The 25,840-nt window shown below is 69.8% G+C and carries 20 protein-coding genes and 1 pseudogene; 4 read left to right on the top strand and 17 right to left on the bottom strand.

Annotation, left to right across the window (positions count from 1 at the left end; all coding sequences use genetic code 11):
• Positions 1-410: 410 nt before the first annotated feature.
• The 13 genes from EAO70_RS15230 to EAO70_RS15170 form a co-directional block, all read right to left on the bottom strand.
• Positions 411-1,847 (bottom strand): aldehyde dehydrogenase (NADP(+)), encoded by a 1,437-nt coding sequence (locus EAO70_RS15230; protein ID WP_187283894.1) that lies wholly within the window; start codon positions 1,845-1,847, stop codon positions 411-413.
• Between the two features lie 63 nt (positions 1,848-1,910).
• Positions 1,911-3,032 (bottom strand): (Fe-S)-binding protein, encoded by a 1,122-nt coding sequence (locus EAO70_RS15225; protein WP_148003528.1) that lies wholly within the window; start codon positions 3,030-3,032, stop codon positions 1,911-1,913.
• A complete protein-coding gene (locus tag EAO70_RS15220) occupies positions 3,029-4,408 on the bottom strand; it encodes an FAD-binding oxidoreductase (RefSeq protein ID WP_148003527.1) in 1,380 nt (459 codons plus the stop codon). The genes EAO70_RS15225 and EAO70_RS15220 overlap by 4 nt, the downstream gene beginning before the upstream one ends.
• A gap of 56 nt (positions 4,409-4,464) precedes the next feature.
• Positions 4,465-6,249 (bottom strand): GH39 family glycosyl hydrolase, encoded by a 1,785-nt coding sequence (locus EAO70_RS15215; RefSeq protein ID WP_187283893.1) that lies wholly within the window; start codon positions 6,247-6,249, stop codon positions 4,465-4,467.
• Between the two features lie 333 nt (positions 6,250-6,582).
• Positions 6,583-7,320, bottom strand: coding sequence for a ribonuclease activity regulator RraA (locus tag EAO70_RS15210; RefSeq protein WP_148003525.1), 738 nt, complete (start codon positions 7,318-7,320; stop codon positions 6,583-6,585).
• Between the two features lie 64 nt (positions 7,321-7,384).
• Positions 7,385-8,215: an SDR family NAD(P)-dependent oxidoreductase gene (locus EAO70_RS15205; RefSeq protein ID WP_148003524.1), complete on the bottom strand. Its 831-nt coding sequence runs from the start codon at positions 8,213-8,215 to the stop codon at positions 7,385-7,387.
• Complete coding sequence (locus tag EAO70_RS15200; RefSeq protein WP_148003523.1) at positions 8,212-9,375, bottom strand: mandelate racemase/muconate lactonizing enzyme family protein; 1,164 nt, start codon at positions 9,373-9,375, stop codon at positions 8,212-8,214. Before EAO70_RS15200 ends, EAO70_RS15205 begins: the two co-directional genes overlap by 4 nt.
• Positions 9,363-11,252 carry a dipeptide ABC transporter ATP-binding protein gene (locus tag EAO70_RS15195; protein WP_148003522.1) on the bottom strand — a complete coding sequence of 630 codons (1,890 nt, stop codon included), beginning with the start codon at positions 11,250-11,252 and terminating at the stop codon, positions 9,363-9,365. Before EAO70_RS15195 ends, EAO70_RS15200 begins: the two co-directional genes overlap by 13 nt.
• Before the next feature lie 10 nt (positions 11,253-11,262).
• A complete protein-coding gene (locus EAO70_RS15190) occupies positions 11,263-12,831 on the bottom strand; it encodes an ABC transporter substrate-binding protein (RefSeq protein WP_148003521.1) in 1,569 nt (522 codons plus the stop codon).
• 52 nt (positions 12,832-12,883) lie between these two features.
• Positions 12,884-13,756 (bottom strand): ABC transporter permease, encoded by an 873-nt coding sequence (locus EAO70_RS15185; protein WP_148003520.1) that lies wholly within the window; start codon positions 13,754-13,756, stop codon positions 12,884-12,886.
• Between the two features lie 97 nt (positions 13,757-13,853).
• On the bottom strand, positions 13,854-14,795 hold the full coding sequence (locus tag EAO70_RS15180) for an ABC transporter permease (protein WP_148003519.1): 942 nt from the start codon (positions 14,793-14,795) through the stop codon (positions 13,854-13,856).
• A complete protein-coding gene (locus EAO70_RS15175) occupies positions 14,792-15,991 on the bottom strand; it encodes a hypothetical protein (protein WP_148003518.1) in 1,200 nt (399 codons plus the stop codon). Before EAO70_RS15175 ends, EAO70_RS15180 begins: the two co-directional genes overlap by 4 nt.
• The gene (locus EAO70_RS15170) at positions 15,988-16,713 is read right to left on the bottom strand and encodes a GntR family transcriptional regulator (protein WP_148003517.1); all 726 of its coding nucleotides are present in this window, start codon (positions 16,711-16,713) and stop codon (positions 15,988-15,990) included. Before EAO70_RS15170 ends, EAO70_RS15175 begins: the two co-directional genes overlap by 4 nt.
• Positions 16,714-17,069: 356 nt before the next feature.
• On the opposite strand from EAO70_RS15170, the gene EAO70_RS15165 reads away from it, so the two are divergent.
• Positions 17,070-18,719 carry a right-handed parallel beta-helix repeat-containing protein gene (locus EAO70_RS15165; RefSeq protein ID WP_187283892.1) on the top strand — a complete coding sequence of 550 codons (1,650 nt, stop codon included), beginning with the start codon at positions 17,070-17,072 and terminating at the stop codon, positions 18,717-18,719.
• Positions 18,720-18,862: 143 nt separating this feature from the next.
• The gene (locus EAO70_RS15160) at positions 18,863-19,528 is read left to right on the top strand and encodes a TetR/AcrR family transcriptional regulator (RefSeq protein ID WP_148003515.1); all 666 of its coding nucleotides are present in this window, start codon (positions 18,863-18,865) and stop codon (positions 19,526-19,528) included.
• Between the two features lie 938 nt (positions 19,529-20,466).
• Here EAO70_RS15160 and EAO70_RS15150 read toward each other — a convergent pair.
• From EAO70_RS15150 to EAO70_RS15135, 4 genes and pseudogenes are all read right to left on the bottom strand, one after another.
• Positions 20,467-21,270, bottom strand: a complete 804-nt coding sequence (locus EAO70_RS15150; protein ID WP_148003514.1) for a hypothetical protein — start codon at positions 21,268-21,270, stop codon at positions 20,467-20,469.
• Positions 21,248-21,805 carry a hypothetical protein gene (locus EAO70_RS15145; RefSeq protein ID WP_148003513.1) on the bottom strand — a complete coding sequence of 186 codons (558 nt, stop codon included), beginning with the start codon at positions 21,803-21,805 and terminating at the stop codon, positions 21,248-21,250. The genes EAO70_RS15150 and EAO70_RS15145 overlap by 23 nt, the downstream gene beginning before the upstream one ends.
• Before the next feature lie 41 nt (positions 21,806-21,846).
• On the bottom strand, positions 21,847-22,341 hold the full coding sequence (locus EAO70_RS15140) for a hypothetical protein (RefSeq protein ID WP_148003512.1): 495 nt from the start codon (positions 22,339-22,341) through the stop codon (positions 21,847-21,849).
• A 108-nt stretch (positions 22,342-22,449) separates the two neighbouring features.
• Positions 22,450-22,919, bottom strand: a pseudogene (locus tag EAO70_RS15135) (transposase family protein); the annotation flags it as partial.
• Between the two features lie 240 nt (positions 22,920-23,159).
• Between EAO70_RS15135 and EAO70_RS15130 the strand changes: the two are divergent.
• Positions 23,160-24,470: a DUF1254 domain-containing protein gene (locus tag EAO70_RS15130; RefSeq protein ID WP_261992870.1), complete on the top strand. Its 1,311-nt coding sequence runs from the start codon at positions 23,160-23,162 to the stop codon at positions 24,468-24,470.
• A gap of 14 nt (positions 24,471-24,484) precedes the next feature.
• The gene (locus EAO70_RS15125) at positions 24,485-25,837 is read left to right on the top strand and encodes a DUF1254 domain-containing protein (protein ID WP_261992869.1); all 1,353 of its coding nucleotides are present in this window, start codon (positions 24,485-24,487) and stop codon (positions 25,835-25,837) included.
• The last annotated feature ends 3 nt before the right edge of the window (positions 25,838-25,840 follow it).

Below are 25,840 nucleotides of genomic sequence, written 5' to 3'. Positions count from 1 at the left end.
CCCCCACCCCACCAGCGCAAACAGCCCTGACCAGGACAAATACCAACCAGGCCTTCTACACGCTAGCGCTACCTAGAACCGACCCGGCCCCGCTCAACACAGACCCGGCAGCGACCGAGGTGCTTCTCCGCTTCGGTTCCGAGACCTTTCATGTTCGGTGGACCGTGAGGAGAGGTCCGCCTTGTCACGCCCCTGTGCGCTGCGGTACCTGCCATGGGTTGGCGGTCCCCCACCCCACCAGCGCAAACAGCCCTGACCAGGACAAATACCAACCAGGCCTTCTACACGCTAGCGCTACCTAGAACCGACCCGGCCCCGCTCAACACAGACCCGGCAGCGACCGAGGTGCTTCTCCGCTTCGGTTCCGAGACCTTTCATGTTCGGTGGACCGTGAGGAGAGGTCCGCCTTGTCACGCCCCTGTGCGCTGCGGTACCTGCCATGGGTTGGCGGTCCGCAACGGGTACGGCAGCAACGCCTCGGGCGTGTTCTGGTAGGCGACCGGGCGCAGCCACCGGGCGACGGCTGTGCCGCCCACGCTGGTGTGCAGCGGGTTGGTCGTGGCAGGCCAGGGGCCGCCGTGGTGCATGGCGCGGGTGACCGCCACTCCCGTCGGCCAGTCGTTCCAGATCAGGCGGCCTGCCCGCAGGGCGGACCAGATCTCGCGGGACAGTTCCTCGTCCGCTTCCTCCTGGCCGTGCACCGTGGCCGTGAGGCTGCCCGGGAGCTCACGGAGGGTGGTGAGCAGATCCTCGGTGGAGGCATAGGTGACGACGGTCGATGCCGGGCCGAAGCATTCCCGGAGGAGTTCGGGATGGGCGCGCAGGTCGCGGGCCGTGACGGTGAGGAGCTCCGCCGAGGGGCCGTCGGCCGGCCGGTCGGCGTGGTGGGGGCCGGTCGGTGCGGTCGCGATCCGCCGGACGGCGGGGTGGGTGGCCAGCTCGTCGAGGGTCGTGCGGTAGGCCTCGGCGATCCAGGATCCCAGCATCGGCGCGGGAGAGGTCTGGGTGATGGCCAAGCGGAGAGGTTCGTCCAGGTCGTGCCGTTCGGGCAGGAAGAGCAGGCCCGGCTTGGTGCACAGCTGGCCCTGGCTGCGGGTGACGGACGCGATGTACTCGCTCACGAGGACGGGGCCGCGTGCGGCGAGCGCGTGGGGAGTGACCACCACCGGGTTGAGCGAGCCCAGTTCTCCGTAGAACGGGATCGGGTCGGGGCGGGCGGAGGCGAGGTCGAAGAGCGTACGGCCGCCGGTGGTGGAGCCGGTGAAGCCCACCGCCTGGACGGCGGGGTCGGTGACGAGGGCGCGGCCCGCCTCGCGGCCGTGGACGACGGAAAGCGCCCCCGGTGGCAGGACTTCGGCCGCGAGGGCGGCGATCCGGTCGCTGAGACGGGGGTGGCCCTCGTGGGCCTTGACGACGACCGGGCAGCCGGCGGCGAGCGCGCTGGCGGTGTCACCGCCGAGGACCGAGAAGGCGAAGGGGAAGTTGGAAGCGGTGAAGACGGCGACCGGGCCGAGCGGGACGAGCATGCGGCGTACGTCCGGTCGCGGGGCGGGGACGGCCGTGTCGTCCGCCCGGTCGATCATGACATCGAGGTGGGCGCCCTCTTCGGCGATCTCGGCGAACATCTCCAGTTGTACGCGGGTACGCAGTACCTCGCTCCGCAGCCTGACGTCGCCGAGGCGGGTCTCCTCCTCCGCGAGGGCGACCAGTTCGTCGGTGTGCTCGCGGATCACGTCGGCGAGGTCTCGGAGGAGTGAGCCGACCTCGGACGGGGTGAGTGCGGCGAGAGTGGGAGCGGCGGCGCGGGCGGCTTTGATGGGCAGGTCGAGCGGGGAGCGGGAGGGCATGTCTTCTCTCAGTTGTGTCACGGAGGGCTGGAGTCGGTTTCCCGGGCGGATCGGTGGACGCCCCTAGGCGCTCGGAAGGCTCTTGTCTCCTGCCATGAGCAGGAGTTCGGCCAGGTGCACGGCCTTGATCCGTGAGCGTCTGCGGCGCAGGCCGGTGCGGAGCTGGCGCAGACACCCCGGATTGACCGCGGCGACGAAGTCGACGCCGGCGGCCTCGATCTCGTCGATCTCGGCGGTGAGGATGCGGCGCGATTCACGGGGTCGCAGCAGGGAGTACGTGCCGGCGGCACCGCAGCAGGTGCCGGCCGAGGGGAGTTCGACGTAGTCGGCGATTCCGGCGAGCAGATCACGCGGGGCGGTCCACACTCCGAGGCCGTTGCGCAGGTGGCAGGAGTCCTGGAGCGCGACACGGGCCCGGCGGCCGTCGACCCGGAGTTCGCCGAGGGGGCGGTACGCGGAGCCGTTGGCCAGGTGCTCGGAGAGCTCGCGGACGCGGTCCCTGCCGAGGACCGAGGCGAGGTGGGCGGCGCAGCCGCCGGAGGTGGTGACGATGGTGCCGGGAAGGTCCTCGCCCATCCGGTGCGCGAGGCGCTCACCGGTGGCGGTGTCGCCGTTGTGGGCGTGCAGCGCGCCGCAGCAGCCCTGGCCGGTGGGGGCGGTCAGCCCGGGGACGAGGGCGAGAGCCGCGCGGCCGACGCGCGGGAAGAGGACGCGCTCGAAGCACCCGAGCATGAGGGAGGTCCCGCCGGACCCGGCGGCCGGGGTCTCGGCGACGGTCGCGGGCGGGGTGCCCCGCAGTCGTCCCAGCAAGCGGAAGAGGACCCGCCGGCCGGCGGCCAGCATGAGGGCACGGGCGAGAACGGGCATCCGGCGTCCGCGCCACTGGTGGTCGCGCCACTGCTCCAGCAGCTGCCCGTACTCGACGCCGGCCGGGCAGACCGGTTCGCAGGCGCGGCAGCCCAGGCACTGCGAGGACTGTTCCTTCAGCGTGGGGTCGTCGGGTGCGAGATCGCCGGTCTGCAGGGCGCGCATCAGGTTGATCCGGCCTCGGGGAGAGGAGGCCTCGTCACCGGTCTCGGCGTAGGTGGGACAGGCGGGGAGGCAGAAGCCGCAGGAGATACAGCGGGAGAGGAGGTCGGGGTCGAAGACGGGCTTCGGCAGGGGGGCGCCTGTGCGGTCGGTCATGAACCCAGCTTTCCGGGGTTGAGGATGCCGGCCGGGTCGAAGGCCGTCTTCAGCCGGCGCAGGAGGGCGATCTGGTCGGCGCCCAGCTGCGTGGTCAGGTAGGGGAGTTTGGCCGCGCCGACGCCGTGTTCGCCGGTGATGGTGCCGCCCAGGTCGATCGCGGCGGCGAAGATGTCGGCGAAGGCGCTCTCCGCGCGGGCGACGGCATCCGTGTCGTCCTGGGACTTCACCACACAGGTGGGGTGGAGGTTGCCGTCGCCGGCGTGGCCGAAGGTGGCGATCGTGACGCCGTGTCGGGCTCCGATGGCGTCGATGCGGTCGACCATCTCCGCGATGCGGGGCCGGGGCACGGTGGCGTCCTCCAGGATGGTCAGCTCACCCAGCCGGGAGAGGGCGGGAAGTGCGCATCGCCGAGCGGCGAGGAGGGCCTCGGCCTGGGCTACTTCGGCCGCGGTCGTGACGTCGAGGGCTTCGTGGGCCGTGCAGACGTCACTCATGCGCCCCAGGGCGCGGGCGACCGTGTCGCTTGTGCCGTCGTCGCCGAAGAGAAGCAGTGCGCCCGCGTCGGTGCGCAGCCCGAGTCGGGCGAAGTCCTCAACTGCCTGGACGCAGGCACGGTCGAGGAATTCGAGGGTGGCGGGGAGGATCCCGGCGGCGATGATCGCGGTGACGGCCCGGCCCGCGGCTGCCAGATCGGGGAAGTAGGCGACTCCCGTACCGGCAGTCGCAGGGGCGGTCCTCAGGGCGAGGGTGGCTTCGGTGATGACGGCGAGGGTGCCTTCGGAGCCGGTGAGGAGCCGGGTGAGGTCGTACCCGGCGACGTCCTTGTGGAGGCGGCCTCCGGTGCGGATCACCTCTCCCGTGGGCAGGACCGCCTCCAGACCGAGGACGTAGTCGCGGGTGACGCCGTACTTGAGGCCGCGCAGGCCGCCGGCGTTGGTGGCGATCGTGCCGCCGATGGTGGCCACCGTGCGGCTGCCGGGGTCGGGGGCCCACAAGAGGCCGTCGCGGGAGGCTGCTTCGGCCAGGGTCGCGCTGGTGACGCCGGGCTGGACCCGGGCCAGGAGTTCGGCCGGAGCGATCTCGAGGATCTGGTTGAGACGGGTCAGGACCAGGACGACGCCTCCTCGGGAGGCGACGGTGGCGGCGCACAGGTTGGAGCCGGCGCCGCGTGGGATCACGGGGACGGCGTAGCGGGTGGCGATGTCGAGGACGGCGGCGACCTCGGCGGTGTCGGCCGGGAAGACGACGGCGTCGGGCCGGGCGTGGAACAGCGGGGTCGCGTCCCTGCTGTAGGGGACGAGTTCGCCGTCCGTCTCCCGGAAGTGACCGGGTCCGACGACCGACCGCAGGGCCGCTCGTGCGGTGGCGTGCATGGGGGTCTCCTCGGAGCCGGGCCCCGCCCGGGGGAGGGGGCGGGACCCGGCGGTTTCTAGAGCCTGATCGCGGAGCGGTCGGCGATGAGGACGGGCGAGTCGTACACCGGCACGTTGCGGAAGGTGTGGGTGCTCCCCGATACCGTCCAGTCGGCGGCGGGGATGTCGAAGACGGCACCGGTCCGTACGTCGACGTAGACGGGGTCGGTGAAGTCGCCGTCGGGGAGGGTCAGGCGGACCGGGGTGCGGGTGGTGCTGTCGCCCGGGGTGGTGGTGCCGTTCCAGATGCCGACGATCTGGCGTCCGGTGTCGCGCTTCGCGAAGCCCTGGACGGTCAGGGTGGTGGCGGAGTCGGTGGTGAAGGGGTAGGCCGGCAGCGCCGTCACCGAGCTGTCGATGACGGCGGCGAGGGTCTGGACCGCGTAGTAGGACGGCTTGGCGTAGCGGATCGACTTGTCGCTGTTGGTCTGGAGCAGGCCCTTGCTGTTGATCTTCGAGGGGTAGTGGAGGTCGGAGATGCTGAAGGCGCTGGTGCTGATGCCCTGGCCGAGGTCGTGCGTGAGGCGGCGCAGGAACCACTTGGTCTGGCTCAGTTCGGTCCAGTCGAGGTCGCCGAGCGCGCCGAAGCTGTTGGGTGCGCTGGGGGCTCCGTTCTCGCCCTGCCTGAGTACGGCTCCGGGTGCGTACTGGTTGATCAGGGCCCGGATCCTGTCGACCTGCTGGTAGGTCCAGACGTCGTCGGGGTTGGGGTTGTAGGGGTGGTAGCTGATGCCGTCGAGCAGGTGGCTCTTGCCCTGTCCGGAGAGCCGGACGAGGAAGTCGTTGGTGTACGGGACGTCGATGCCGGCCTCGCCCGGCCCGTAGATGACGGAGTCGGGCTGTTCGGCGCGCACGCGGGCCGCGGTGCGGGCGAAGAAGTCGGCGTACGTGGCTGCCGGGATGCCGGCGAGGTTGGGCTCGTTCCAGATCTCCCACTCGGTGACCCGGTTCTCGTATCGCTTGACCATGGCGGTCACCCAGGCGTCCCAGGCGGCCAGGGCCTCGGTGGACGTCGGGATCTGGCCGCCGAGACCGGCGCCTCCGCCGCCCGTGTAGATGCCGTTGCCGTAGGACAGCTGGAGCCAGGGCCTGACGCCGCGGGCCGTGGCGTCGTCGACGATGCGGTCGAGCCATGTCCAGTCGTAGACCCCCTTCGTCTTCTCGGTCTTGGCCCAGCCGCCCTGCAGGCGGACCCCGGTCGCGCCCAGCCGCCCCAGGTAGGGGGCGTAGGCCTGGTAGTTCGTGTAGTCGCGGTCGAGGGTCTCGGCCCCGACGAGGAGCTGGGAGGTGCCCACCTGTGCGGCCGTGCGGGGGGCGATCGTGCCGAGGTGCGGCCAGGCCGTCGGGGATGCCTCGGCGGTGGTGCGGACGTCGTCGAGGTAGGCGGTGCCGGTGTCGGCCACGGAGACCCCGGCCTGCAGGCTGGCCAGATCGGTGGTGGTGGTGCGAAAACGCAGCCCGGCTGCGCGGCGTTCGCCGTCGATGTGGAGGTCGGCAGTGGCGGTGCCGGGGCGGGCGACGAGACGGATGTCGTACCAGCGGTCGGCGACGTAGGTGCCGAGGTCAATCCGGGTCGCGCCGTCGTAGGTGTAGAGGCGGCCGGTGGGGCTCATCCCGACTGTGACGCTGTGGCCGCCCGAGCTGTCGAGGTGTACGCCGACCGTGGCGGTGGACTGGGCGGCTCGCAGCCGGAATCCGGCGACGACGGTCGACGTCGTGGTTCCGAACGTGACGGCGGCGGTGGTGTTGGCCGTGGTGGAGACGTCTCGCAGGCGAAGGCTTCGGTCGACGGTGCCGGTCACGTCCTGGACTGTGACGTCACCGCCGGTCGTCCAGCCGGGAGCGGGAGAGCCGGGCGCGACGGCGTCGAAGGTGCTGGAAAGGTTTGCCGCGGTGGCAGGGCCTGCCGATGCGACGGAGATCAGGGCGCCGACCAGAGCGGCGGAAAGGAGGAGCGGGACGGTGCTCCCGTTACGGGAACGTACAGAGCCGGATGGAGCGGGGTTGACCATGATTCCTGCCTTCTGCGGGGGAGGGCGAATCGTTCGGTGAACGGGATGCGGGGCGTGCTGCCGGAGCGCCGGTTGCCGGCGCTCCGCCGCCGGCGCGGTCGGAGGGCGCCGGGCGGACGGGGTTCAGTCGGTCGCCGGCAGCGCGCCGCGCGACTCGTCGTAGGCGCGGCGGGTCGCCTCGTCCGGGGGGTAGGTGCCGCGCAGGGGGGCGCCACCTGCCACGCGGGCGACGATGAACGCCTCCTGCAGTTCCTGTTCCCGGGCCGCCCTGGCGATGACCGGGACGAGGTGGCGGGGTACGCAGACCACGCCGTCGGCGTCGCCGACCATGACGTCCCCGGGGTAGACGGCGACGCCGGCGCATCCGATGGGGACTTGCAGGTCGACGGCGTGGTGCTGGGCGAGGTTGGTCATGGCGGCCGCCCCGGTGGCGAAGACGGGCAGGGGCAGGCGGCTGATCTCCTCGATGTCGCGCAGGGTGCCGTCGGTGACCACGCCGGCGGCGCCGTTGACCGCCATGCGGGTCAGCAGGATGTTGCCCGCGGCGGCGGCGCGTCCCTGGCCGCGGCAGTCCACGACGAGAACCTGGCCGGGGCCGGCCTGCTCGACCGCCAGGCGCTGCGGGTGGTCGTAGTCGTCGTAGACCTCGAGGGTGTCGATGTCCTCGCGGGCCGGGATGTAGCGCAGGGTGAAGGCTTCGCCGACCATGCGCCTGGCGTCGGGCGTGGCACAGGTCAGGCCCGCCAGGAAGGTGTTGCGCAGGCCGTGCTTGAAGAGTTGGGTGGTGATGGTGGCGGTGCTGGCCTCGCCCAGGGCGGCCAGATCATCGGGGTCGAGGGGCTGCCGGGGGGTCTGGGTCATGTCGAGCTTCCTTCGGTGCGGCAGAACAGCTGGCGGGTACGGAGCGGGACGGTGATGCGGCAGGTCAGGGGACGGGACGGTCGAGACCGGGGTCGGTCCCCGGCGGCCTGAGCTGCGCGCTCAGTCCCCCGTCGACGTTCAGCACCTGTCCGGTGATGAAGGACGCGTCCGCCGAGGCGAGGAACGCGACGGCCCCGGCGACATCGGATCCGTCGCCGACCCGGCCGAGTGGGACCGGCTGCGCGCGGGTCTGCCGCTGGGCCGGATCGAGGAGGGCGAAGCGGTCGTTGATGACCGGGCCGGGGGCGACCGCGTTGACGCGGATCCCTCGGGGCGCGAGCTCCAGGGCCATCGCACGGGTCGCCGCGTCGACGGCGCCCTTGCTGGCGTCGTAGGCGACGGCGGCCCGGTGGGCGCGGGTGGCCCCGACCGAGGAGATGTTCACGATCGAGGAGCCGGCGGCCATCACCCGGGCGGCTGCCACCGTGCACAGGAACACCCCGCGCGCGTTGACGGCGAAGCTGCGGTCCCAGTCGGCGACGTCGAGGTCGAGCAGCGGACCACGCCCCAGCATGGGTGCGGCCGCGTTGTTGACCAGCAGGTCGAGTCCGCCGAGGACATCGACCGTACGGCTGAGGCAGGCGTCGACCTGGCGGGCGTCGGATACGTCGCCGGGGCAGGCCACCGCGGACATGCCCCTGTCGCGCATGGCTGCGGCCGCGGCTTCGGTCTCGGCCGGGTCGGGGCCGTTGAGGGCCACCGCCGCGCCTTCCTCGGCGAGCCGCCAAGCGATGGCGAGGCCGATGTTGCGTGCGCCGCCGGTGACCAGCGCGACCCGTCCGGTGAAGCGGCCTACTGCACGGGCGTCGCTCGTCGGCTGTGGTGCGTCGCTCACGTGGCGGCCACCTGTCGGTCGACGACAGCGGCGGCGCTGGTGGCCGCCCAGGTCAGCGGTCCGGCGGAAGCCGACAGCCGCTGGGGGTCGAGCGTCATGCCGAGGCCGGGGCCGTGCGGCACGGACAGCAGGCCGCCGGTGTAACGGACGGGGTCGGTGACGACGTCCCGCGTGTAGAGGAGCGGTCCGACCGGATCGCTCGGGACGGTGACGGCCGACATGGCCATCGCGATGTGCGCGGCGGCCGCCGTGCCGATGGACAGTTCCTGCGTGGTGCCGACCAGGCACGCCTTGCCGGCGGCGTCGGCTATCGCGAAGATCCGGCGGGCCGGTGTGATCCCGCCGATGGCGATGACGCTGACGTTGAACACGTCCACCGCGTCCGCGGCGACGAGGTCCAGTGCCCACCGGAAGCCGTAGACGTGCTCGCTGATCGGGACGGCGAGCCGGTCGCGGGCCCGGACCAGACCGCGGATGTCATGGTGCGGGGCGGGCGACTCGACGAGGTCGTAGCCGACGTCGGCCACCCGCTCGGCGAAGGCGCAGGCCGCCTTGGCGTCGAGGAGGTTCGAGAAGTCCAGGGACTTGATGGTGATGCGGTCGCCGAACCGTTCGCGGGCGGTGCGCAGGAATCGCTCGTCCAGGTCGAGGCGGCGTCCGACGTACACGCGGAAGAAGGTGAAGCCCTCTTCCAGTCGCTGTCCCACCATGGCGAGATTGCGTTCGACGTCCTCCTCGTGCTGCTGGCGGAAGATCGGATACGCGATGGGCACGGACTCTCGGACCGCGCCGCCGAGCAGGTCGCACACCCGGAGACCGAGCTGTTTCGCGGCCAGGTCCCAGAAGGCGATGTCGACCCCGCACTTGATGGCGCGGCTCTTGTCGTAGATGTATCCGGCCTGGGGGAAGTTCGCTTCCAGGCGGTGTTCCATCTCGGTGATCTGGAGTGCGTCGAGGCCCACGAGGATCTCGTTGAGGGTGGCTTCCAGTTCCGGTACGTCGAGGTGGTAGCGCGGAAGGTGCTGGAGGTCGGACATCTCACCGAGGCCCGTCAGCGCGTCGTCGTCGGTGAGGAGTTCGACGAGGATGTGTCCGCAGGTGATGCTGTTGTGCCGCGGCGTGTTGATCGAGGTCAGGCGGACTCGGGTCACTTCGGCCATGTGATGCTCCGTTCCTTGTCGGTGCCGGGAGTGCTCTCCGCGCCAGCGAGGCGGGGTGCGGTGCGCCCCGGGGCCATCGAGAGCAGTTCGCGGGTGTACGGGTGGGAGGGGGTCTCGTAGATCCGGTCGGCTGGGCCTTCCTCGACGATCCGGCCCTGCCGCATGACGGCGATGCGATGGGCGACCGATCTGACGACGGCGAGGTCGTGGGTGATGAAGAGGTAGGCCATGCCGTGGGCGGCCTGGAGGTCCGCGAGCAGGTTGAGGATCTGGGCCTGGACGGAGACGTCCAGGGCGCTGACGGCCTCGTCGCAGACGATCAGTCGCGGCTGCAGGGACAGGGCCCGGGCGATCGCGATGCGCTGGCGCTGTCCGCCGGAGAAGGCGGAGGGGAAGCGGTCCAGTGCGTACGCGTCGAGGCCGACGTCCTGGAGGAGGCGTACGAGCTCGGGTTCCGCGGTGTCCAGCCCGTGGACCCGCATCGGCTCGGCGAGGATCTCGCGGACCGTCATTCGGGGATCGAGGCTGGCGTACGGGTTCTGGAAGACGACCTGGACCTCCCGCTGGAGCCGCCGCAGTTCCGAGGCGGACGGCCGTCGGACGTCGATGCCGTCGTAGCGGACGGTTCCCCCGGAGGGGGTCTCCAGCCTCAGCAGCATCTTGGTCAGGCTGGTCTTGCCCGAGCCGGACTCCCCCACAAGAGCGAGCGTCCGTCCCGGCTCGACCTTCAGGCTCACCTGCTGGACGGCGTCGACGTGCCCGGTGATACGGCGCAGCGCTCCGGTGCGGACCGGATAGCGCAGGTCGGTGGCGTCGAACTCGACGAGCGGCGTGCCGCCCTCGTGATCGGCATCCCGGGGCAGGTCGTAGGTCGTCACGGGCAGCGCCAGGGACCGTTCGCGTGGTGCGTCGGCGAACAGGCATGCCGCCGCGTGGCTTTCGCCGACGGTGAGCAGCGGGGGCACGGCGCTTTCGCAGCTCTCCGTGCGAACCGGGCAGCGTGGTGCGAAGGAGCAGCCCGGAGGGTGTTCGCTGAGCCGGGGTGGCCGGCCCTCGATGGAGGCGAGGCGGGTGCGGGCGGGTGCGTCCAGACGCGGGGTCGCTGCCAGGAGTGCCTGGGTGTAGGGCATGCGGGGATCGGCCAGGACCTGGGCGGTGGGTCCGCTCTCGACGATCCGCCCGGCGTACATGACCGCGACCCGGTCGGCCTGTTCGGCGACCACGCCGAGGTCGTGGGTGATGAGGATCAGGCCCATGCCGAGGTCGTCGCACAGCGAGCGGAGCATGGTCATGATCTCGGCCTGGACGGCGGCGTCGAGGGCGGTGGTGGGTTCGTCGGCGATGAGGAGTCGTGGGCGGGCGGCGATCGCCAGGGCGATGGCGGCGCGCTGGCGCATGCCTCCGGACAGTTCGTGGACGTACTGGGTCAGGCGCTTCTCGGGCTCGGGCATGCGGGCCTGGGTCAACGCCTCGACCGCCCGCTTTCGCGCCTGCTCGCGGCTCATGCGTTCGTGCGCGCGGACGGCGTCCAGGATCTGTGTGCCGATGGTCAGCAGCGGGTTGAGGGCGGTGCCGGGGTCCTGGAAGACCATGGCGACCCGGTTGCCGCGTACCTCCCGCCAGGAGCGTCGGTCCAGGCCTCGCAGGTCGGCGCCGTCCAACAGGATCGACCCGGTGGTCTCGCACAGGGGCGGGGGCGGGTTGAGGCCGAGCAGGCTCAGGGCGGTGACGGTCTTGCCGGAACCGGACTCCCCCACGATGGCGAGGGTCTCACCGGTGTCGAGGTGCAGGCTGACCTCGTCCACGGCGCGCACGGGCGGCTCGTCGGAAGCGGTGTGGAAGGTGACGCCGAGTCGGCTGATGTCGAGGAGGGTCATCGCAGGCCCTTCAGGAGCCGAGCCGGGCACGCTCGAGGCGCCACTGGCCGTCGACGTCGAGGTCGACGCCCTTGAGGTCGCTGCTGTGGATCAGTGGTGACTTGGCCTGGTGCAGGAAGACCCAGTAGTTGTTCTCCAGGATGCGGCGCTGCACGTCGACGTACGCCTGCTTGCGCACGGCGCGGTCGTCCGTGCTCAGTCCCTTGTCGAGCAGGGCGTCGAGTGCGGAGTCCTTCAGGCCCGACCAGTTGCTCGGGCCGTCGCTGGCGAAGTACGGGTCGAAGGTGAGGGAGGGGTCCAGGCGGGGGATGTCGATGACGAGGATCGCCGCGTCGAAGTCCTGATTCCGCATGCGTTCCAGCTGGGTCTGGAATTCGAGGATCTCCACCTTGGGGGCGAATCCCGCCGCGGTGAGCTGGCTCTGGAGCAGTTCTCCGACGGTGGGGTCGGGGGCGCGGCGGCGGGCGACGAGGGTGATGGGTACCTTTCCGCGCAGTCCGGCCTTGTCCAGGGTGGCGCGGGCCTTTTCGGTGTCGTACGGCAGGGGGGCGAGGGAGTCGTCGTAGAACCAGTCGTCGGCGGTGGCGAAGGAGGGGGCGATGTCGAAGTCTCCGCCGGCTGCGGCCTTGCCGACGGACCTGCGCTCGACGGCCATCGCGAAGGCCGCGCGTACCCGCGGGTCGCGGAAGGGTCCCTTGGTGACGTTGAGCGAGGCGTAGTAGTTGCGGCGTACGCCCTCGTCCTTGATCGTGACCCGCGGGGCGTCGGCCAGCTGCTTGTACTCCTCCGGGGGGAGGGCGCGCACCAGCTGCACCCCTCCGGTGGACAGTTCGGCGCGCAGGACCTTGGCCTCGGTGACGAAGCGCAGGACCACCTTGTCGAGGAGCGGCAGCGCGGTGCCCTCCTCGGTCTTGGCCCAGTACGTCTTGTTGCGCTCGGCGGTGAGCTGGACCTTGGTCCGCCACTGGCGGAACGTGAAGGGGCCGGTCCCGACCGGCCTGCGGCCGAACTCGTCGGCCCCCTTGGCGAGCGCGGTGGGCGAGGCGATCATGCCGGGCTCGTGGGCGAGCTGGGTGAGCAGCAGCGGATCGGCCGCCTTCAGGGTGACCGTGACGGTCCGAGGGCCGGTTGCCTTCACGTCACGGATGGAGGCCAGTGCGGCCGTCTTGGTGGAGCGGGTGGCGGGATCCAAGATCCGCTTCAGGTTGAGGACGACCGCGTCGGCGTCGAACGGGGTGCCGTCGTGGAACTTCACGCTCTGGCGGAGCTCGAAGGTGATCTCGGTGCCCGTGTCGGTCCATCGGGTGGCGAGGGCCGGCTCGAAGGTTCCGTCGCGGCGCTGACGCAACAGGGTGTCGAAGAACAGGTTGAGGACGTTGCGGTCGGAGGAGATGGCGGAGCTCAGCGCCGGGTCGAGGGTGACGGGCTCGTTGTCGAAACCGGCGGTGAGCGTTCCCCCGGAGGTTCCGTCGGAGGAGTCCGAGGATCCGCATCCGGCCAGGGTGGCGAGAGCCGCGGTGGCCGCTGCACCGGCCAGGACGGTGCGACGTGGTATCCGGGGCGGCGTGGAGTTGGGCATGACGAAGTACTTCCTCTGTACGGGGAAAGGGGGTGGAGGGCTGCGAGACCGCTCAGCGCGCGGGTGCGAGGTCCGGGCGGTGGGCGTCCAGCGCGTCGCGCAGGGCGTCGGCGAGCAGGTTGAACGCGGCGACGGTAAGGAGGATCGCAAGCCCGGGGAAGACGCTGAGCGACCAGCTCGCGCTCAGGTGGTCGGTGCCACTGGCGACGATCGCGCCCCAACTCGGTTGCGGTGGCTGGACGCTCAGCCCGAGGAAGCTCAGCGCGGCCTCGGCCATGATCGCGGTGGACACCTGGAGGGCGGCGAACACCAGCAGGGTGCCGGCGAGGTGGGGCAGCAGGTGGCGGCGCATGATCGTCGTCCGTGTGACGCCCACGATACGTGCAGCGGACACCCATTCGCGGGTGCGCAGGGAGAGCACCTCGCCCCGGACCACGCGGGCGAAACGCGGGGTGGTGACGACGGCGATGGCGATCAGGGCGTTGCGCAGCCCGGGGCCGAGGGCCGCGACCACGGTGAGGGCGAGGACGAGAAGGGGGAACGCGAGCAGTCCGTCGGAGACGCGCATCACGAGGGTGTCGACCCAGCCGCCGCGGTATCCGGCGATCAGACCGAGCACCGTGCCGGCGATCAGGGCGGCGCCCACGGTGATGGTGGCCACCCCTACGGTGACCGCGGCGCCGGCGACGATCCGGGCCAGGACGTCCCGTCCGATCTCGTCGGTGCCGAGCAGGTGCTGGGAACTGGGGCCGGTCAGGAGCCGCCCGGTGTCCGTGGCGCTGACCGAGTCCGACAAGAAGGGTGCGGCGGCAGCGGCCACGAGCAGGAGGAACAGCAGGGGTACGGCGATGTGGGCGCGGCGGTCACGGCGCAGCCGGTCCAGAACCGGTCTGCGGGAGACTTTCGGCGCGAGGTCTATGGCCATCGGCGCTCCAGGAGATACGTGCGGGACGTGCGGTGCGGGATGTGCTGATCGGCGCGCGGGGAGGCGCGGATCGGGTGACGCTGTGGGCGAGGCCGAGTCAGTACGTGATGCGCGGGTCGAGCCAGGCGTAGACCAGGTCTGCCAGAAGGTTCACCATGAGGACGAGGATCACGACCATCAGCACGGCGCCCTGGACGACGGGGAGATCCCGGCTGAAGATGCCGTTGACGATCAAGGTGCCCATGCCGGGAACGGTGAAGACGGTCTCGGTGACGACGGTGGCACTCATCAGCGCCCCGATCTGGAGAGCGATCACGGTCACGACCGGCACGATGGCGTTCCGCAGGGCGTAGACGCCCACGATCCGGCTGCGTGAGAGACCTGATGCCTCGGCGGTGCGGATGTAGTCCTCGTTGAACGCGGCGAGGAGAGCGGCGCGGGTCTGGCGCATGGTGACCGCGGCGATGGTGGAGCCGATCGTGACGGCTGGGAGGACCATGCGTAGCAGGTTCTCGACGGGGTCCTCGGTGAAGGGAACGTATCCCGAGGGCGGGAGGGCCTTGAGCCACAGGGCGAAGACGAGGATGAGCAGTGCGGCAAGGTAGAAGTGAGGTGCGGACAGGGCGACCAGACCGACGGAGTTCAGCGCGGTGTCCGTACGGGTGCGACGGCGGACGGCGGCGAGAAGGCCGGCGGGGATCCCGATGAGAACGGCGAAGACCAGCGCGATGACTCCGAGCTCGGCCGTGGCGGCGAACCGGTCGGAGATGACCGTGCTCACCCTCTCGTCGGTGAGCCACGAGCTGCCCAGGTCGCCGCGGACCAGATCGCCGAGCCACTGGGTGAACTGCTGCCACAAAGGTGCATCCAGGCCGAGATCCTCTCGGAGTACCGCTCGGTCCTGCTCCGTGGCCTCCTGGCCGAGGATGGCGAGCGTGGGGTCGCCCGGCATCAGCCGCAGGAGCATGAAGAGCACCAGGGAGACGACGAGGGCGACCGGAATCAGTTGGAAGAGTCTGCGTACGAGGTATCCGGTCATTTCACCGGCTCCGGTAGAGGGGGCGGGGGTGCGGGCTTGGCCGTGTCAGGACAGCCGATCGGGCGGGAGAGGCCACTCAGCCACGCGAGGCGCTGCGCTGGGGCCAGGTCGTAGGCGTAGAGGGCCAGGGAGCGGGCTCCGGCCGCGTACGCGTCCCGGGCGACATCCGCGAGTTGCTGCTCGCCGGTGGTCCGGCCGACGGCCAGGTTCCATCCGACGGTCACCTGCGCGCCGGTCCGGGCTGCCGATGCGAGCTCGCGGCGCAGCGCGTCATGATTACCTGACAGGTCGGTGACGGTGAGGGCGCCCGCTGCTGCGGCGAGGGCGCTCGTGTCGGCGGCGGACTTGCCGTCGCAGGCATACGGGTCACTGGTGCTGCGTAGGGAGACGGGCAGTCCGTCGGCTGCGGCGACGGCGTCCCGCACGAGGGTCACGGTGGTTCGCGAGCGCACGGCGAGAACGGTGTCGTGCAGGTCGGAACCCAGGGCGGTGCGCGCGTCGACTTCGAGGTCGCCGGCTTCGCGCGGCTCGGCGAGTTGGGCGAGCAGTGCCGCGCGGACGGTTTCGGCCAGGGCGGGCACGTCGATGCCCGCGTGGGTGAAGAGTTCCGCGCAGGCGGAGCAGAAGCACAGGGAGAGCAGCCAGCGGTCCACCGGACGCAGGGCCGCGCCGAGTTTGTCATGAGCACTCTGGTGCTGCCAGCCCAGGTAGCCGAAGGCTTCGAGTTCGAGGCCGGTGACACCGGGCCGTCGGGCGGTTCGGGCGACAAGATCGGTGGCATAGGCGCGGACCTCGGGCCGTGCCGGGCAGAGTGCGTGCCGGTAGTGGTGGCCGAAGGCGTTACGGAGGGCCGATTCGGGATGGCGGGTGGCGGGTCCGGACTGGTGGAGCCCGACGAGCCAGGCGGTCACACCGAGGCCGGCCCGCAGCAGGGCGGTCGTGGCGGTGGTCGCGTCGTCACCGAGAGCCGGCAGCGCGAGGTCGTTCCCGTCGACGGGGACGGCTTCGTCGCGGAACCACTGCCCGGCCCTGAAGTCGACCACGGCACACGGGTCGCTGGTCGTCAACAGCCACCGCCCGCCGTGATAGCTGAACGCCAGGTGGACACCGTCGACGCCATGGGCGGCCAGTCGGTCCGCCTGGACCTGCGGGTGTCGGCGGAAGGAGAGCGGGTGGGCGAACAGCTCGACGTTCACCGGGCGTCGCCGGGGCCGTCGCCGAGCGCGCGGGAGATGGTCTGTTTGGCCTTCTCGATGTGAGCGCGGGTCAGCCGTTCGACGAGCGGACCGTCGCCCTGCTCCATCGCCTCCAGGATGGCCGCGTGTTCGGCGGCCTCTTCCTCCCAGGTGGCACGCAGCCGCCAGCCGAGGCCGGCCACGAAAGCCGTGAGGTCCTGGAGCTGGTCCAGGAATCCGCAGAGGAAGCTGTTACCACAGGCACTGTAGAGCTCGCGGTGAAAACGCCGGTTGGCGATGCCCAGACCGCGCGTCTCGCCCGAGCCGATGAGCGTGGTCGCGTCCTGGAGCGCCTGACGCGCGGCCGCGTGGGCGCCCGCACCGAGACGGACCGCACCCAGACGAACGGCCTCGGGTTCCGCGGCACAGCGGGCGGCGTACAGCTCTTGCACGAGACGGTTGTCGGGGCGGCGGACACTGACTCCCTGGTAGGCGTTGATCTCCACCAGGCCGGTGGAGTGGAGCTGCTTCAGGGCCTCGCGCACCGGGGTCTTGGACACCCCGTACACCTCCGCGAGTTCCCGCTCCACCAAGGGCTTTCCGGGCTGAAGCGCACCTTCGAGGATCGCCTGGCGCAGCGCCTCCCGCACCCGGTCGGTTCGGGAGACGGCCTGGCGCAGTGGCGGTAGCGAGCCGGGCGGCAGGGCTTCGGCGCTGTTCACTGGATAGTCGATCTGTGGCATGGCGGCATGCTGATATACCAGCATGCCAACTCGCAACCCCCGTGCAGAGGTTCTTCGAAATGACCCGGCGACAGTCATCGGCACCGACCCGGCTTGCCTGACCTGCCGTCAGAATGTTTACAGGCGGTACAGGGTTGCGCTCAATTTCCACTTCTGTAACTGTCGTTCACGCACCACCCCACCCCCACAGCGGACTTCGGAGCGCACCCGTGTGTCGCGCACCGCCCCGGGGCAGCGCTCCTACACGGCGTGACGCCTCGCCCTGTTGCTCCCGGCGCCCACTTTCCTGTGCGCGGTTCTCGACCGAGGGAGACACGGCCCGCTTCCGTCCGGACGACTTCGGAGACCAGGCACCAATGAAACGCACGCGCACCTTCGCCATGACCGCAGCACTGCTCGCGTCGTCCGCCCCACTCGGCGTGGTCACCGTGGGAGCCGGTACGGCCCACGCGGCAGGCCGCACCTACTTCGTGAGCCCCGAAGGCAGCGACGGCAACCCGGGGACCTCGGTCGGAGCACCCTTCCGCACCCTCCAGAAGGCCGCCGACAGCGCCGGCCCCGGTGACACCGTCTCGATCATGAGCGGCACGTACTCGGAGCGCTCCGCAGGATCCAACGTGCTGACCATCAAGCGCTCGGGACGACCGGGGGCACCGATCACCTTCACCGCACACCCCGGCCACCGGCCGGTGATCCACCCGGTGCGGGCGTGGAACGGCATCAGCGTCTACGGCGCGTCCTACATCTCCATCAAGAACCTGGAGATCAAGGGCAACAACGCCGCACTGAACCTGGCCGGGGCCGAACGCGGATCGAAGAAGGGCGACCCGACCTACAACACCAACTGCATCTCGATCGAACGAGACAGGTCCACGGGTGCCGCGTCGCACCACGTCGAGGTGACCGGCAACCAGGTGCACGCGTGTGCGGGCGGCGGCATATCGGCGATCGAATCCGACCACGTGACCATCTCCGCGAACCACGTGTACTCCAACTCGTGGTACACGGTCTACGCCACCAGCGGCATCTCCGTCCTCACTCCGCGCGATGTGGGGAACTCCGACGCCAGGACGTACAAGATCCGCATCACCGGCAACCGCGTCCACGACAACGAGACCAAGATCAAGTGGGAGAGATGCCGCTGCTACTCCGACGGCAACGGCATCATCATCGACACGCTCAAGGGCGACGCGGGTCACCCCGCCTACGGAGGACGGGTCCTGGTCGCCGGCAACCTGTCCTACGACAACGGCGGCTCGGGAATTCACTCCTACAAGAGCCAGCACGTCGACATCGTGCACAACACGGCGTACCTGAACGGCCGAAGCCCGCGCATGCAGAGCTACGCCAACATCTACGCCCACGACAGCACCGACGTGCGGCTGCTCAACAACATCGCGTACGGCCGGCCCGGACAGGCGACGAACAGCAAGTCCCGCAACGTGGACGTGACCTACGACTACAACGTCTACTTCGGCGGCAAGGCTCCCGAGGTCAAGGGTCCCCACGACATCGTCGCCGACCCGAAGTTCACCGACGCCGGCACCACTGCGGACGCGGCCTTCCGGCTGCGCGACAACTCCCCGGCCATCGGTTCGGGCACTCCGTTCACCGCCGTCACGACCGGCACCCGCCATGCCGGCGGTGCGCCTGACCGTGGGGCCTACGGGTTCGGCACCGATGGCGCAACGCAGCAGGCTCCCGCCTCCGACGTCGAGGATTCCGGCTCCAACGGTCGACCGGGTGAGGCCCAGCCCAGGGAGGAGCAGCCCGGCGAGACCGGCACAGGAACCTCGGCCGGCACGAGCGGAACCACCGCCTCGCCCGATGCGGAAGGGCTGAGCGCCGGTACGGGCGACGGCGGTTCCGGCCTCGCAGCGGACGGCGGGAACGCTCCGCTCGCAGAGACCGGCGGCTCCGATCCCCTGGTACCCGTCGGCATGGCGGCGGCCGCTCTCGCCCTCGGCGGCGGTCTCGTCCTGGTCGCCCGTCGCAAGCGTTCCTGACAGTCCGGTTCACCCGGACTCCCTAGCGTGGTGTCGGCCCCGTCCCCCGTACCAAGGGGCCGACACCACCGCATGCTCATCCGGCCGCGTGCTCGCGTAGTTCCTCGTGATCCGGCGGCTCTACTCGCGAACAGACATGTGCCATGGAAACCGAACAGCGACGCACGAAGAACACCCTCGCAGGTGAAGAAGCACCCGACTCCCCACGGATCGCCTGGCGCAAGCAGATGAGGATAAGCGTCCTCGATGCCGCTCGCGACCTGACCTGCGAAGCCGGATGGGACCAGGTCAGCCTTGCGGCCGTCGCAGCACGAGCTCAGGTCTCCCGCCCCTCCGTCTACAAGGAGTTCGGCAATCGAGCCGGTCTGGGACGCGCACTGGTGATCCGTGAGACCCGGCAGTTCCTCGCCGGGGTGGCCGACACGCTCCATCCCGGCCTACCCGACTCCCAAGCCTGCCTCGAAGTCGCCATTCGGTACGTACTCGAGGAAGCTCACACGCAGCCCCTCATACGGGCTGTCATAGCAGCCGCCCGCCAGGGCTCCGACAGCCTGCTCCCCTACCTCACCGCCCGAGCGGACCCGATCTTCGACGCGGGCCAGCACCTGGTGCGGGAATGGTTGGGCACACGCTACCCGGAGCAGCACACGGAGACTCTCGAGATGACAGCGGACATCATCGTCCGCATGACCATAAGCCATCTCATCCTGCCCGCCACCGAACCGCACGTCACCGCTCGCAGGCTTGCCACGGCCGCACTGAAACCGCTGCGGAGTTCGGCGTCGTCCAGCAGCTGCTGCAACGACTAGCGCGATCGGATCGGCTGTGTCTCACCCAGGATGGCCGGCCGCCGGTCATCACGGACGACATGCTCCACACCGTCCTGCGCCGCAGCGCGGTCGGCGAGACGATCAAGGAGATCCAGCCCGATTCACTCGCCGCGCTCCCGGAGCTGCCGGGCCGTCACCATGATTGGCCCCCGGTCCGGCAGCCCACCAGTCCACCCACCAAGGCCGGGACCGCACGAGGCGGCGCCCGACAGTACGAAGGTCCCGACCGCTCGGGGAGACCCTTGTGCCCGTTCGGCACAGCTTCAACGGGAGGCGTCGTGGTCGTGATTGCGCCGTTGCCGCCCCTGTTCACGTTCATGCTGTTCGGGCTGGACGCCCTGGAACACCGCCGGACCACAGACGGGCACCCAGCCGATGCAGTGAACACGTGGACCACGGCATGTGACGAGGCCGAGAGAGCGTCCTCCGGCACATCCTTTTGACTGCCCTTCCCATCTCAGGGCAACAGGCCGTCGTCACCTCCGGCCGGCTCTCGAACCGTCGGCGATGCCCCGTTACCCCGCGTACCACCACCACGTCCCCGCCGAAAGTCGGACAGACCCCGGCTCTGTCTGACCAGCCCCTGGGCCGAGTCGGCCATGGTCGTCCAGCGGCAGGCTTGGCAGTCGTCCGGCCGGCTCCGCAGCCCGGCCGCGATCTCGGCTTTTCACACGACGAGTCGGTCACGAGCTCGAGGATTGTGTCCTCACGCTCGAAGAACATGCCGTGACCCGGCGTCGACGCTGGTACGGAGCAGCGGTCGGTCGAGGTCATCAGCACGCTCCTGATGCAGCAACCATCGGCCGGTCATGCTCGGTGTCGTCCTCGTCGATTTCGTCACGCAGGGCGCGGCGCACAGGAAGTTCGTGTGCAGTGGTCTGTGACCTCGGTGTCCCACGGTCGCACGGGGCGCACGCTCACGGGTTCAAGGCCTCATGAGCCCAGATGATCGATGGGTAGGTCGCTGCGAAGGCGAACACGAAACTGTTGAGCCCCATGAGGAAGGCCACACACACATGGAACGACATCGCTACGCCGAGAAACAGGGGGATGGAGCTTGACGGCAGCAGGAAGAGTAGGGGAAACGCCACCTCGAACATCACGGTGCCGTACGTGGCGAAGACGAACGGCGCGGGTCGACGACGGGCGATCTGGGAGATCCATTGGGCGCCATAGGTCCGTGTGGAAACGATTTCGGCCACTGCGGTCCCGGCGCGCCAGGATGGGCCGAATGTCTTTGCCACGCCGGCAGCAAAGTACGCCAGTGTCAGTTGGGCAGCGATGAAGGCCAGACATGCTTGCTGCGCTAGAGAGTCTGCGGGTGAAAGGCGAGCCAGGAATAGTGCGGTTGCGGCGATGAGGGTGATCTGATCGGATCCGTCGTTCCCTTGGGGGGTGGCCAGGTGGGACAGGAGGATCAGAGTGACGAGAGCGCCACAGAGGAGCGCCGAGACGGAGGTCTGGTCCGTGAGCATGAGGGCGCAGCCGAGGGAGGCCCGTGCGAGAAAGGTTGCCCAGACCCTGTTGCCGTCGAAGAAGAATCCAAGGAGGCCTCCTGTGAAACCGGTGGCTGTACTGACCCGGCGGAGTTTTGAGATTCTCCACGACAGCAGCCCCTGTTGGGGCAGCAGTGTTCGGGCGCCGGCAGCCTCGAGAGCTGTGATGCACGCGGCCAAGCCGATGAGGCGTTGCGTCAGATCAAGCGCGGACTCGGTTGTCATCGCGCGTCTCCCTTTTTGCATTCGTCCGGTGCAGATTTGAGAGCAGGGTGACCGCAGGAGCCGCACCGGAGTTGTATCCGCCAGCGCCGATTACGAGGAACTGCAGATGCGTGGACGATGCTCCTTCATGGAATGAAGAAGCCAAGCAGAGCAGCTGCAGATAGGAGTTGTGCAGGACAAACTGCACGTCCGATTTCGGCGGGTCGGCCAGCAGGTTGTTGACGATGTCGGAGAGGGCCTTACCCTGGCGCTTGCCTGGGTTCCAGACACAGTGGAACCACCGCCACGAGGAACCCACCTCGACCTCGCGCCACGGCCCGGCCTCCCCGTCGTTCCACGACCGGATCAGAAGGTAGAGGTCGCGAGAGGCTGGGCGTGGCGCAAAGAAGGTGAACACTGGAAGGAGCGGGCTGATCCAGCAGTTGTCCCACCAGGAGAGCAGCAGTATGCGTGATCTCTTGTGCTGAGCGACAGCTGAAGCCGTCCACCAGACCGCCAGTACGACGCACACCGCGAGTTCCCAGAAAGTCACCACTGGCCGCCTCCTGCGCTACCGAATCAGTGGCCCCGAGGGACCTACTTTCCCTCTCCGGAGAGGCGCGACGAATAGGACGAAATGATCTGCTGCTTGATCTCCGCGAGATCCTCGACACTCGCCCCCCGGCTCACTTCATCGGCCAAGTGCGCCAGGGCCACGAGTTCGGGTACTGCCCCTTCCGCAGGAAGGATCTTGCCAGCTGCCAGAACATCCGTAACGAAGTCTGCGAAGTCGCTGGCTGCCTCGCGGAGCATATCCCCGAACGCAGCAAGGTCGGCGGCAGCATCTTCGCTCGCCTCTCCCGGACCGAAGGCGGCAGGGTAGGCGAAGAGACCGGTCGCGTTGCCGATTCGAAGACTGTCGCCCATCGGCTGCATATCACCGATGATTCTGTCCAGCTCTGCACTCACGAACCCGGAGCGCCTCCCTTGGATACGCCCGAGCAAATCGGCCATCTGCATGCGAGCCACAGCCAATGTGATGATCCGAGCATACTGATTCGGGTTTCGATCTCCAGCGCTCTCTTCAGGCATAGCTTCTCCCAGACCATTCGGGTTGCCGCGGACGTTGTGAATCTATAGACCTGAGGGGGGCCACGAAAGGCTCCGTTCGGGGCGTTCCTCCCGAAAGAGTGAGCGTTCTCAGCGTTGCCTCTCCAGGGTGAGGACGGCTTTGGTGATGACGGTCATGCGGTTCGGGCTGACGCGGGATCTGCGGAGGATCTGCCAGGACTTCGGCAGTGCCCTGCCGCGTTCGACTGGTGCCCGGGCTGCGGCCAGAGCCCGGTTGACGGTGCGCTGGGTGAGGATGAGCTCATCACCCGGTGGTCGTTTGAGTCCGGTGGTGACCCAGGGGCCGGCGCCCTGGTATGCGCCGTGGGTGAGGACCGCACGCCCTGACGCCCGCAGGTCTGGATGATGCGATGGGTGCGGGCCGCGGTCAGATCATGGGTGCGGCCGGGCAGCGTGGTCGACACCCACAGGATCTCGCCGGCGGGGTCGATGACGACCTGGACGTTCACGCCGTGCCGGCGGTGCTTGGCCGAGTAGTCGGGCCGGCTGTCGCCGACGCGGTCGTACCCGGCGGGGGTCCCGTCCAGGAGGACGAAGAGTTCGGATCGTGCTCGCTGCCGTCACCCGGCCTCCTGGCGGCCTTCCTCGTGCGCCCGGACCGGGACGCCCGGCGCCTTGGCGTTGCGGGGTCCCCGGGAGCGGCTCCCGTCGTCCGCTGAGGGGTGCGCCCCGTCGGCTCGGCGCGTGGCGCGGCGGGGCGCGGGGCGAGCTCCGGATGCGGCCGGGGGGCAAGTATGAAAGTTTACGGCAAAACATCATAAAAAGGTGAGGAGAGCGTTGTGCCGGAGCTGACCGTCGAGGAGGCGCGGAGCGCCGCGGCCGAGGGCTGGACCTGGGGATACGCGCTCCTGCAGAACTACCGGACGATGTATCCGCAGGCGGTCGATCAGGACGATCCCCGGTACGTGGGCGGGTTCGGGCGCTTCCGCCACTACGCGGAGCCGTTCACCCCGGCCAATACGGACGTGGTGACCCCGAACAACGACACTCCGTACTCGTGGGCGTGGCTGGACCTGAGGGCGGAGCCCTATGTGGTCTCGGTTCCGGCCGTGGACCGGTACTACGTCCTGCCCTTGCACGACCTGGACACCTCGTACGTCGGCTACGTCGGCGCCCGTACGACCGGCTCGGAGGCGGGCGACTACCTGGTCGCCGGGCCCGGGTGGGACGGCGTGGCCCCCGAGGGCGTCACGGGCGTGCTGCGCGCCGCAACCTTCCTCGTCGGGATCCTGGGCCGTACGTCTGTGGCCGGCCCCGACGACGTACCGGCCTTGCGGGACATCCAGGAGCGGTACCGGCTGCGTCCGCTGTCGGAGTTCACCGGCACCGGCGCACCACCGCCGGTCGACGAACCGGTGTGGCCCGTCTGGCGGGAGGAGGACCTCGGCACCGTCGAGTTCTTCACCCTCCTGGACTTCCTGCTCCAGTTCTTCCCCATCCTCGGCGCCGAGCGGGAACTGCGCGGCCGGCTGGCCGCGCTCGGTGTGCGGGGCAGCGGGGAGTTCGAGCCCGCCGCGCTGAAGCCGGAGATCCGCGCCGCCGTCGAGGAGGGCATCGAGGACGCCCGTGCCCGCCTGGAGGAGGCGAAGAAGGACGCGGCCGACTCGACCCACTGGTTCGGCACCCGCGCCGAGCACGGCACCGACTACCTGACCCGCGCGGTGGGCGTCGACAAGGGCCTCTACGGACTGCCGGCGGCGGAGGCCTGGTACGCGGGCTGGGCCCGGGACGACCAGGGCAACCGGCCGCCGAACGCCGCCACGCACGACCACGTCATTCGTTTCGCCCCCGGGGCGCTGCCGCCGGCACGCTACTTCTGGTCGGCGACGATGTACCGACTGCCCGAGCGGCTCCTCGTCGCCAACGAGATCGACCGCTACTCCATCGGTGACCGCACCCCCGGACTGGTCGACGACGACGGCGGCCTCACCCTGTACGTACGCAAGGACCGCCCGACCGACCCGAAGCAGGCGGCGAACTGGCTGCCCGCGCCCGACGGCCCCTTCACCATCGCCATCCGCGTGTACGGCCCCGACGCCTCCGTGCTCGACGGCTCCTGGTCCCTGCCCGCCCTGAGCGTCGAAACCTGAGAGAGGACCCCGTCGTGCCCCACCCGACCGGCAACCTGGCCGACCTGGCCGCAGACGCGTACGTCTACGGCTACCCCCTCGTCTTCGACGTATCGATGATCTCCGCCTTCATGCACAAGGGCTTCGGCTCGCTGCCTCCCACCCCCTTCAACCGGTTCGGCCACTCCACGAAACTGGCCACCCCGGACGCCCACTTCGTGTCCGTGAACAACGACACCGTGTACTCGATCGCCCAGGTCGACCTCTCCGGCGGCCCCGTCCTGCTTCATGTCCCGGACACCGCCGGTGCGTACTACGTCCTGCAGTTCGTGGACGTGTGGAGCAACAACTTCGCCTACCTCGGGAAGCGCGCCACCGGGACGGAGGAAGGCGACTGGCTCATCGCTCCGCCCGGTTGGTCCGGCACCGCACCCGACGGGGTGCGCGGGGTGATCGAGGCCCCGACCGCGGTGATCTCCGTCGTCGGCCGCAACGCCTGCGACGGCCCCGAGGACATGCCCCGCGTACGCGCCCTCCAGCAACAGCTCACGCTCACCCCGCTCGACAAGGCGACCCACCGGACCGGTCTGCCGACGCCGGATCCCGACGTACCCGAAGAGCTGCGCTTCTACGAGCAGCTGCGCGTGTGGATGGCCGACTTCCCACCCGCCGGCCCCGACCAGGACCACCAGGAACGCTTCCAGCCGCTGGGGCTCCTCGAAGAGGGACCCTCGCCGTACGTGAACGCCGAACCCGCCCTCGTCAAAGCCCTCACCGAAGGGCTCGTGACCGGCAAGGCACGGGTCGAGGCAGCGGCGAATCCGCCCGCCGAAGGGGACCGCCCTCCGGGGGCCTGGGTGATGAACCCACACCTGTTCGACTACAACCTCGACCACCACGGCGTCGGAACGCTGGACACCCCGCAGTGGCGGATCGCGGACCGGGCAGCGTCCTACCTCGTCCGGGCCGGCGCGGCACGCTCCGCGCTGTGGGGCAACCACGGCTACGAAGCGGTGTACGCGCACACCTTCACCGACGCCGACGGCGAGCAGCTGAACGGATCCCGGTCCTACACCCTGCGCTTCGAACAGCCGCCGCCTGTCGAGTCGTTCTGGTCGGTGACCATGTACGACACCCCCGACTACTACCTCGTCGACAACCCGGCCGGCCGGTACTCGCTCGGAGACCGCACCCCCGGCCTGGTGTACGGCGAGGACGGCTCCCTCACTGTCGTCATCCAGCGCGAGCGCCCCGAGGACCCGGCCGAGGCGGCGAACTGGCTGCCCGCCCCCGCCGGCGACTTCCGCCCCATGATCCGCCTCTACACGCCCGGCCCGTCCGTCCTCGACGGCACCTACAGGCTGCCGCCCATCACCGCGAGGAAGTGAGGT

It is taken from the genome of Streptomyces sp. adm13(2018) (assembly GCF_008042145.1).
In the GTDB taxonomy this organism is placed as follows: Bacteria; Actinomycetota; Actinomycetes; order Streptomycetales; family Streptomycetaceae; genus Streptomyces.
This window is presented reverse-complemented; position numbering and strand designations above follow the sequence as displayed.

Coding starts and splice junctions, on each gene's coding strand:
- EAO70_RS15230 (WP_187283894.1), bottom strand. CDS start 1,847: ATGCCCTCCCGCTCCCCGCTCGACCTGCCCATCAAAGCCGCCCGCGCC.
- EAO70_RS15225 (WP_148003528.1), bottom strand. CDS start 3,032: ATGACCGACCGCACAGGCGCCCCCCTGCCGAAGCCCGTCTTCGACCCC.
- EAO70_RS15220 (WP_148003527.1), bottom strand. CDS start 4,408: ATGCACGCCACCGCACGAGCGGCCCTGCGGTCGGTCGTCGGACCCGGT.
- EAO70_RS15210 (WP_148003525.1), bottom strand. CDS start 7,320: ATGACCCAGACCCCCCGGCAGCCCCTCGACCCCGATGATCTGGCCGCC.
- EAO70_RS15200 (WP_148003523.1), bottom strand. CDS start 9,375: ATGGCCGAAGTGACCCGAGTCCGCCTGACCTCGATCAACACGCCGCGG.
- EAO70_RS15195 (WP_148003522.1), bottom strand. CDS start 11,252: ATGACCCTCCTCGACATCAGCCGACTCGGCGTCACCTTCCACACCGCT.
- EAO70_RS15190 (WP_148003521.1), bottom strand. CDS start 12,831: ATGCCCAACTCCACGCCGCCCCGGATACCACGTCGCACCGTCCTGGCC.
- EAO70_RS15185 (WP_148003520.1), bottom strand. CDS start 13,756: ATGGCCATAGACCTCGCGCCGAAAGTCTCCCGCAGACCGGTTCTGGAC.
- EAO70_RS15180 (WP_148003519.1), bottom strand. CDS start 14,795: ATGACCGGATACCTCGTACGCAGACTCTTCCAACTGATTCCGGTCGCC.
- EAO70_RS15170 (WP_148003517.1), bottom strand. CDS start 16,713: ATGCCACAGATCGACTATCCAGTGAACAGCGCCGAAGCCCTGCCGCCC.
- EAO70_RS15165 (WP_187283892.1), top strand. CDS start 17,070: ATGAAACGCACGCGCACCTTCGCCATGACCGCAGCACTGCTCGCGTCG.
- EAO70_RS15160 (WP_148003515.1), top strand. CDS start 18,863: ATGGAAACCGAACAGCGACGCACGAAGAACACCCTCGCAGGTGAAGAA.
- EAO70_RS15150 (WP_148003514.1), bottom strand. CDS start 21,270: ATGACAACCGAGTCCGCGCTTGATCTGACGCAACGCCTCATCGGCTTG.
- EAO70_RS15140 (WP_148003512.1), bottom strand. CDS start 22,341: ATGCCTGAAGAGAGCGCTGGAGATCGAAACCCGAATCAGTATGCTCGG.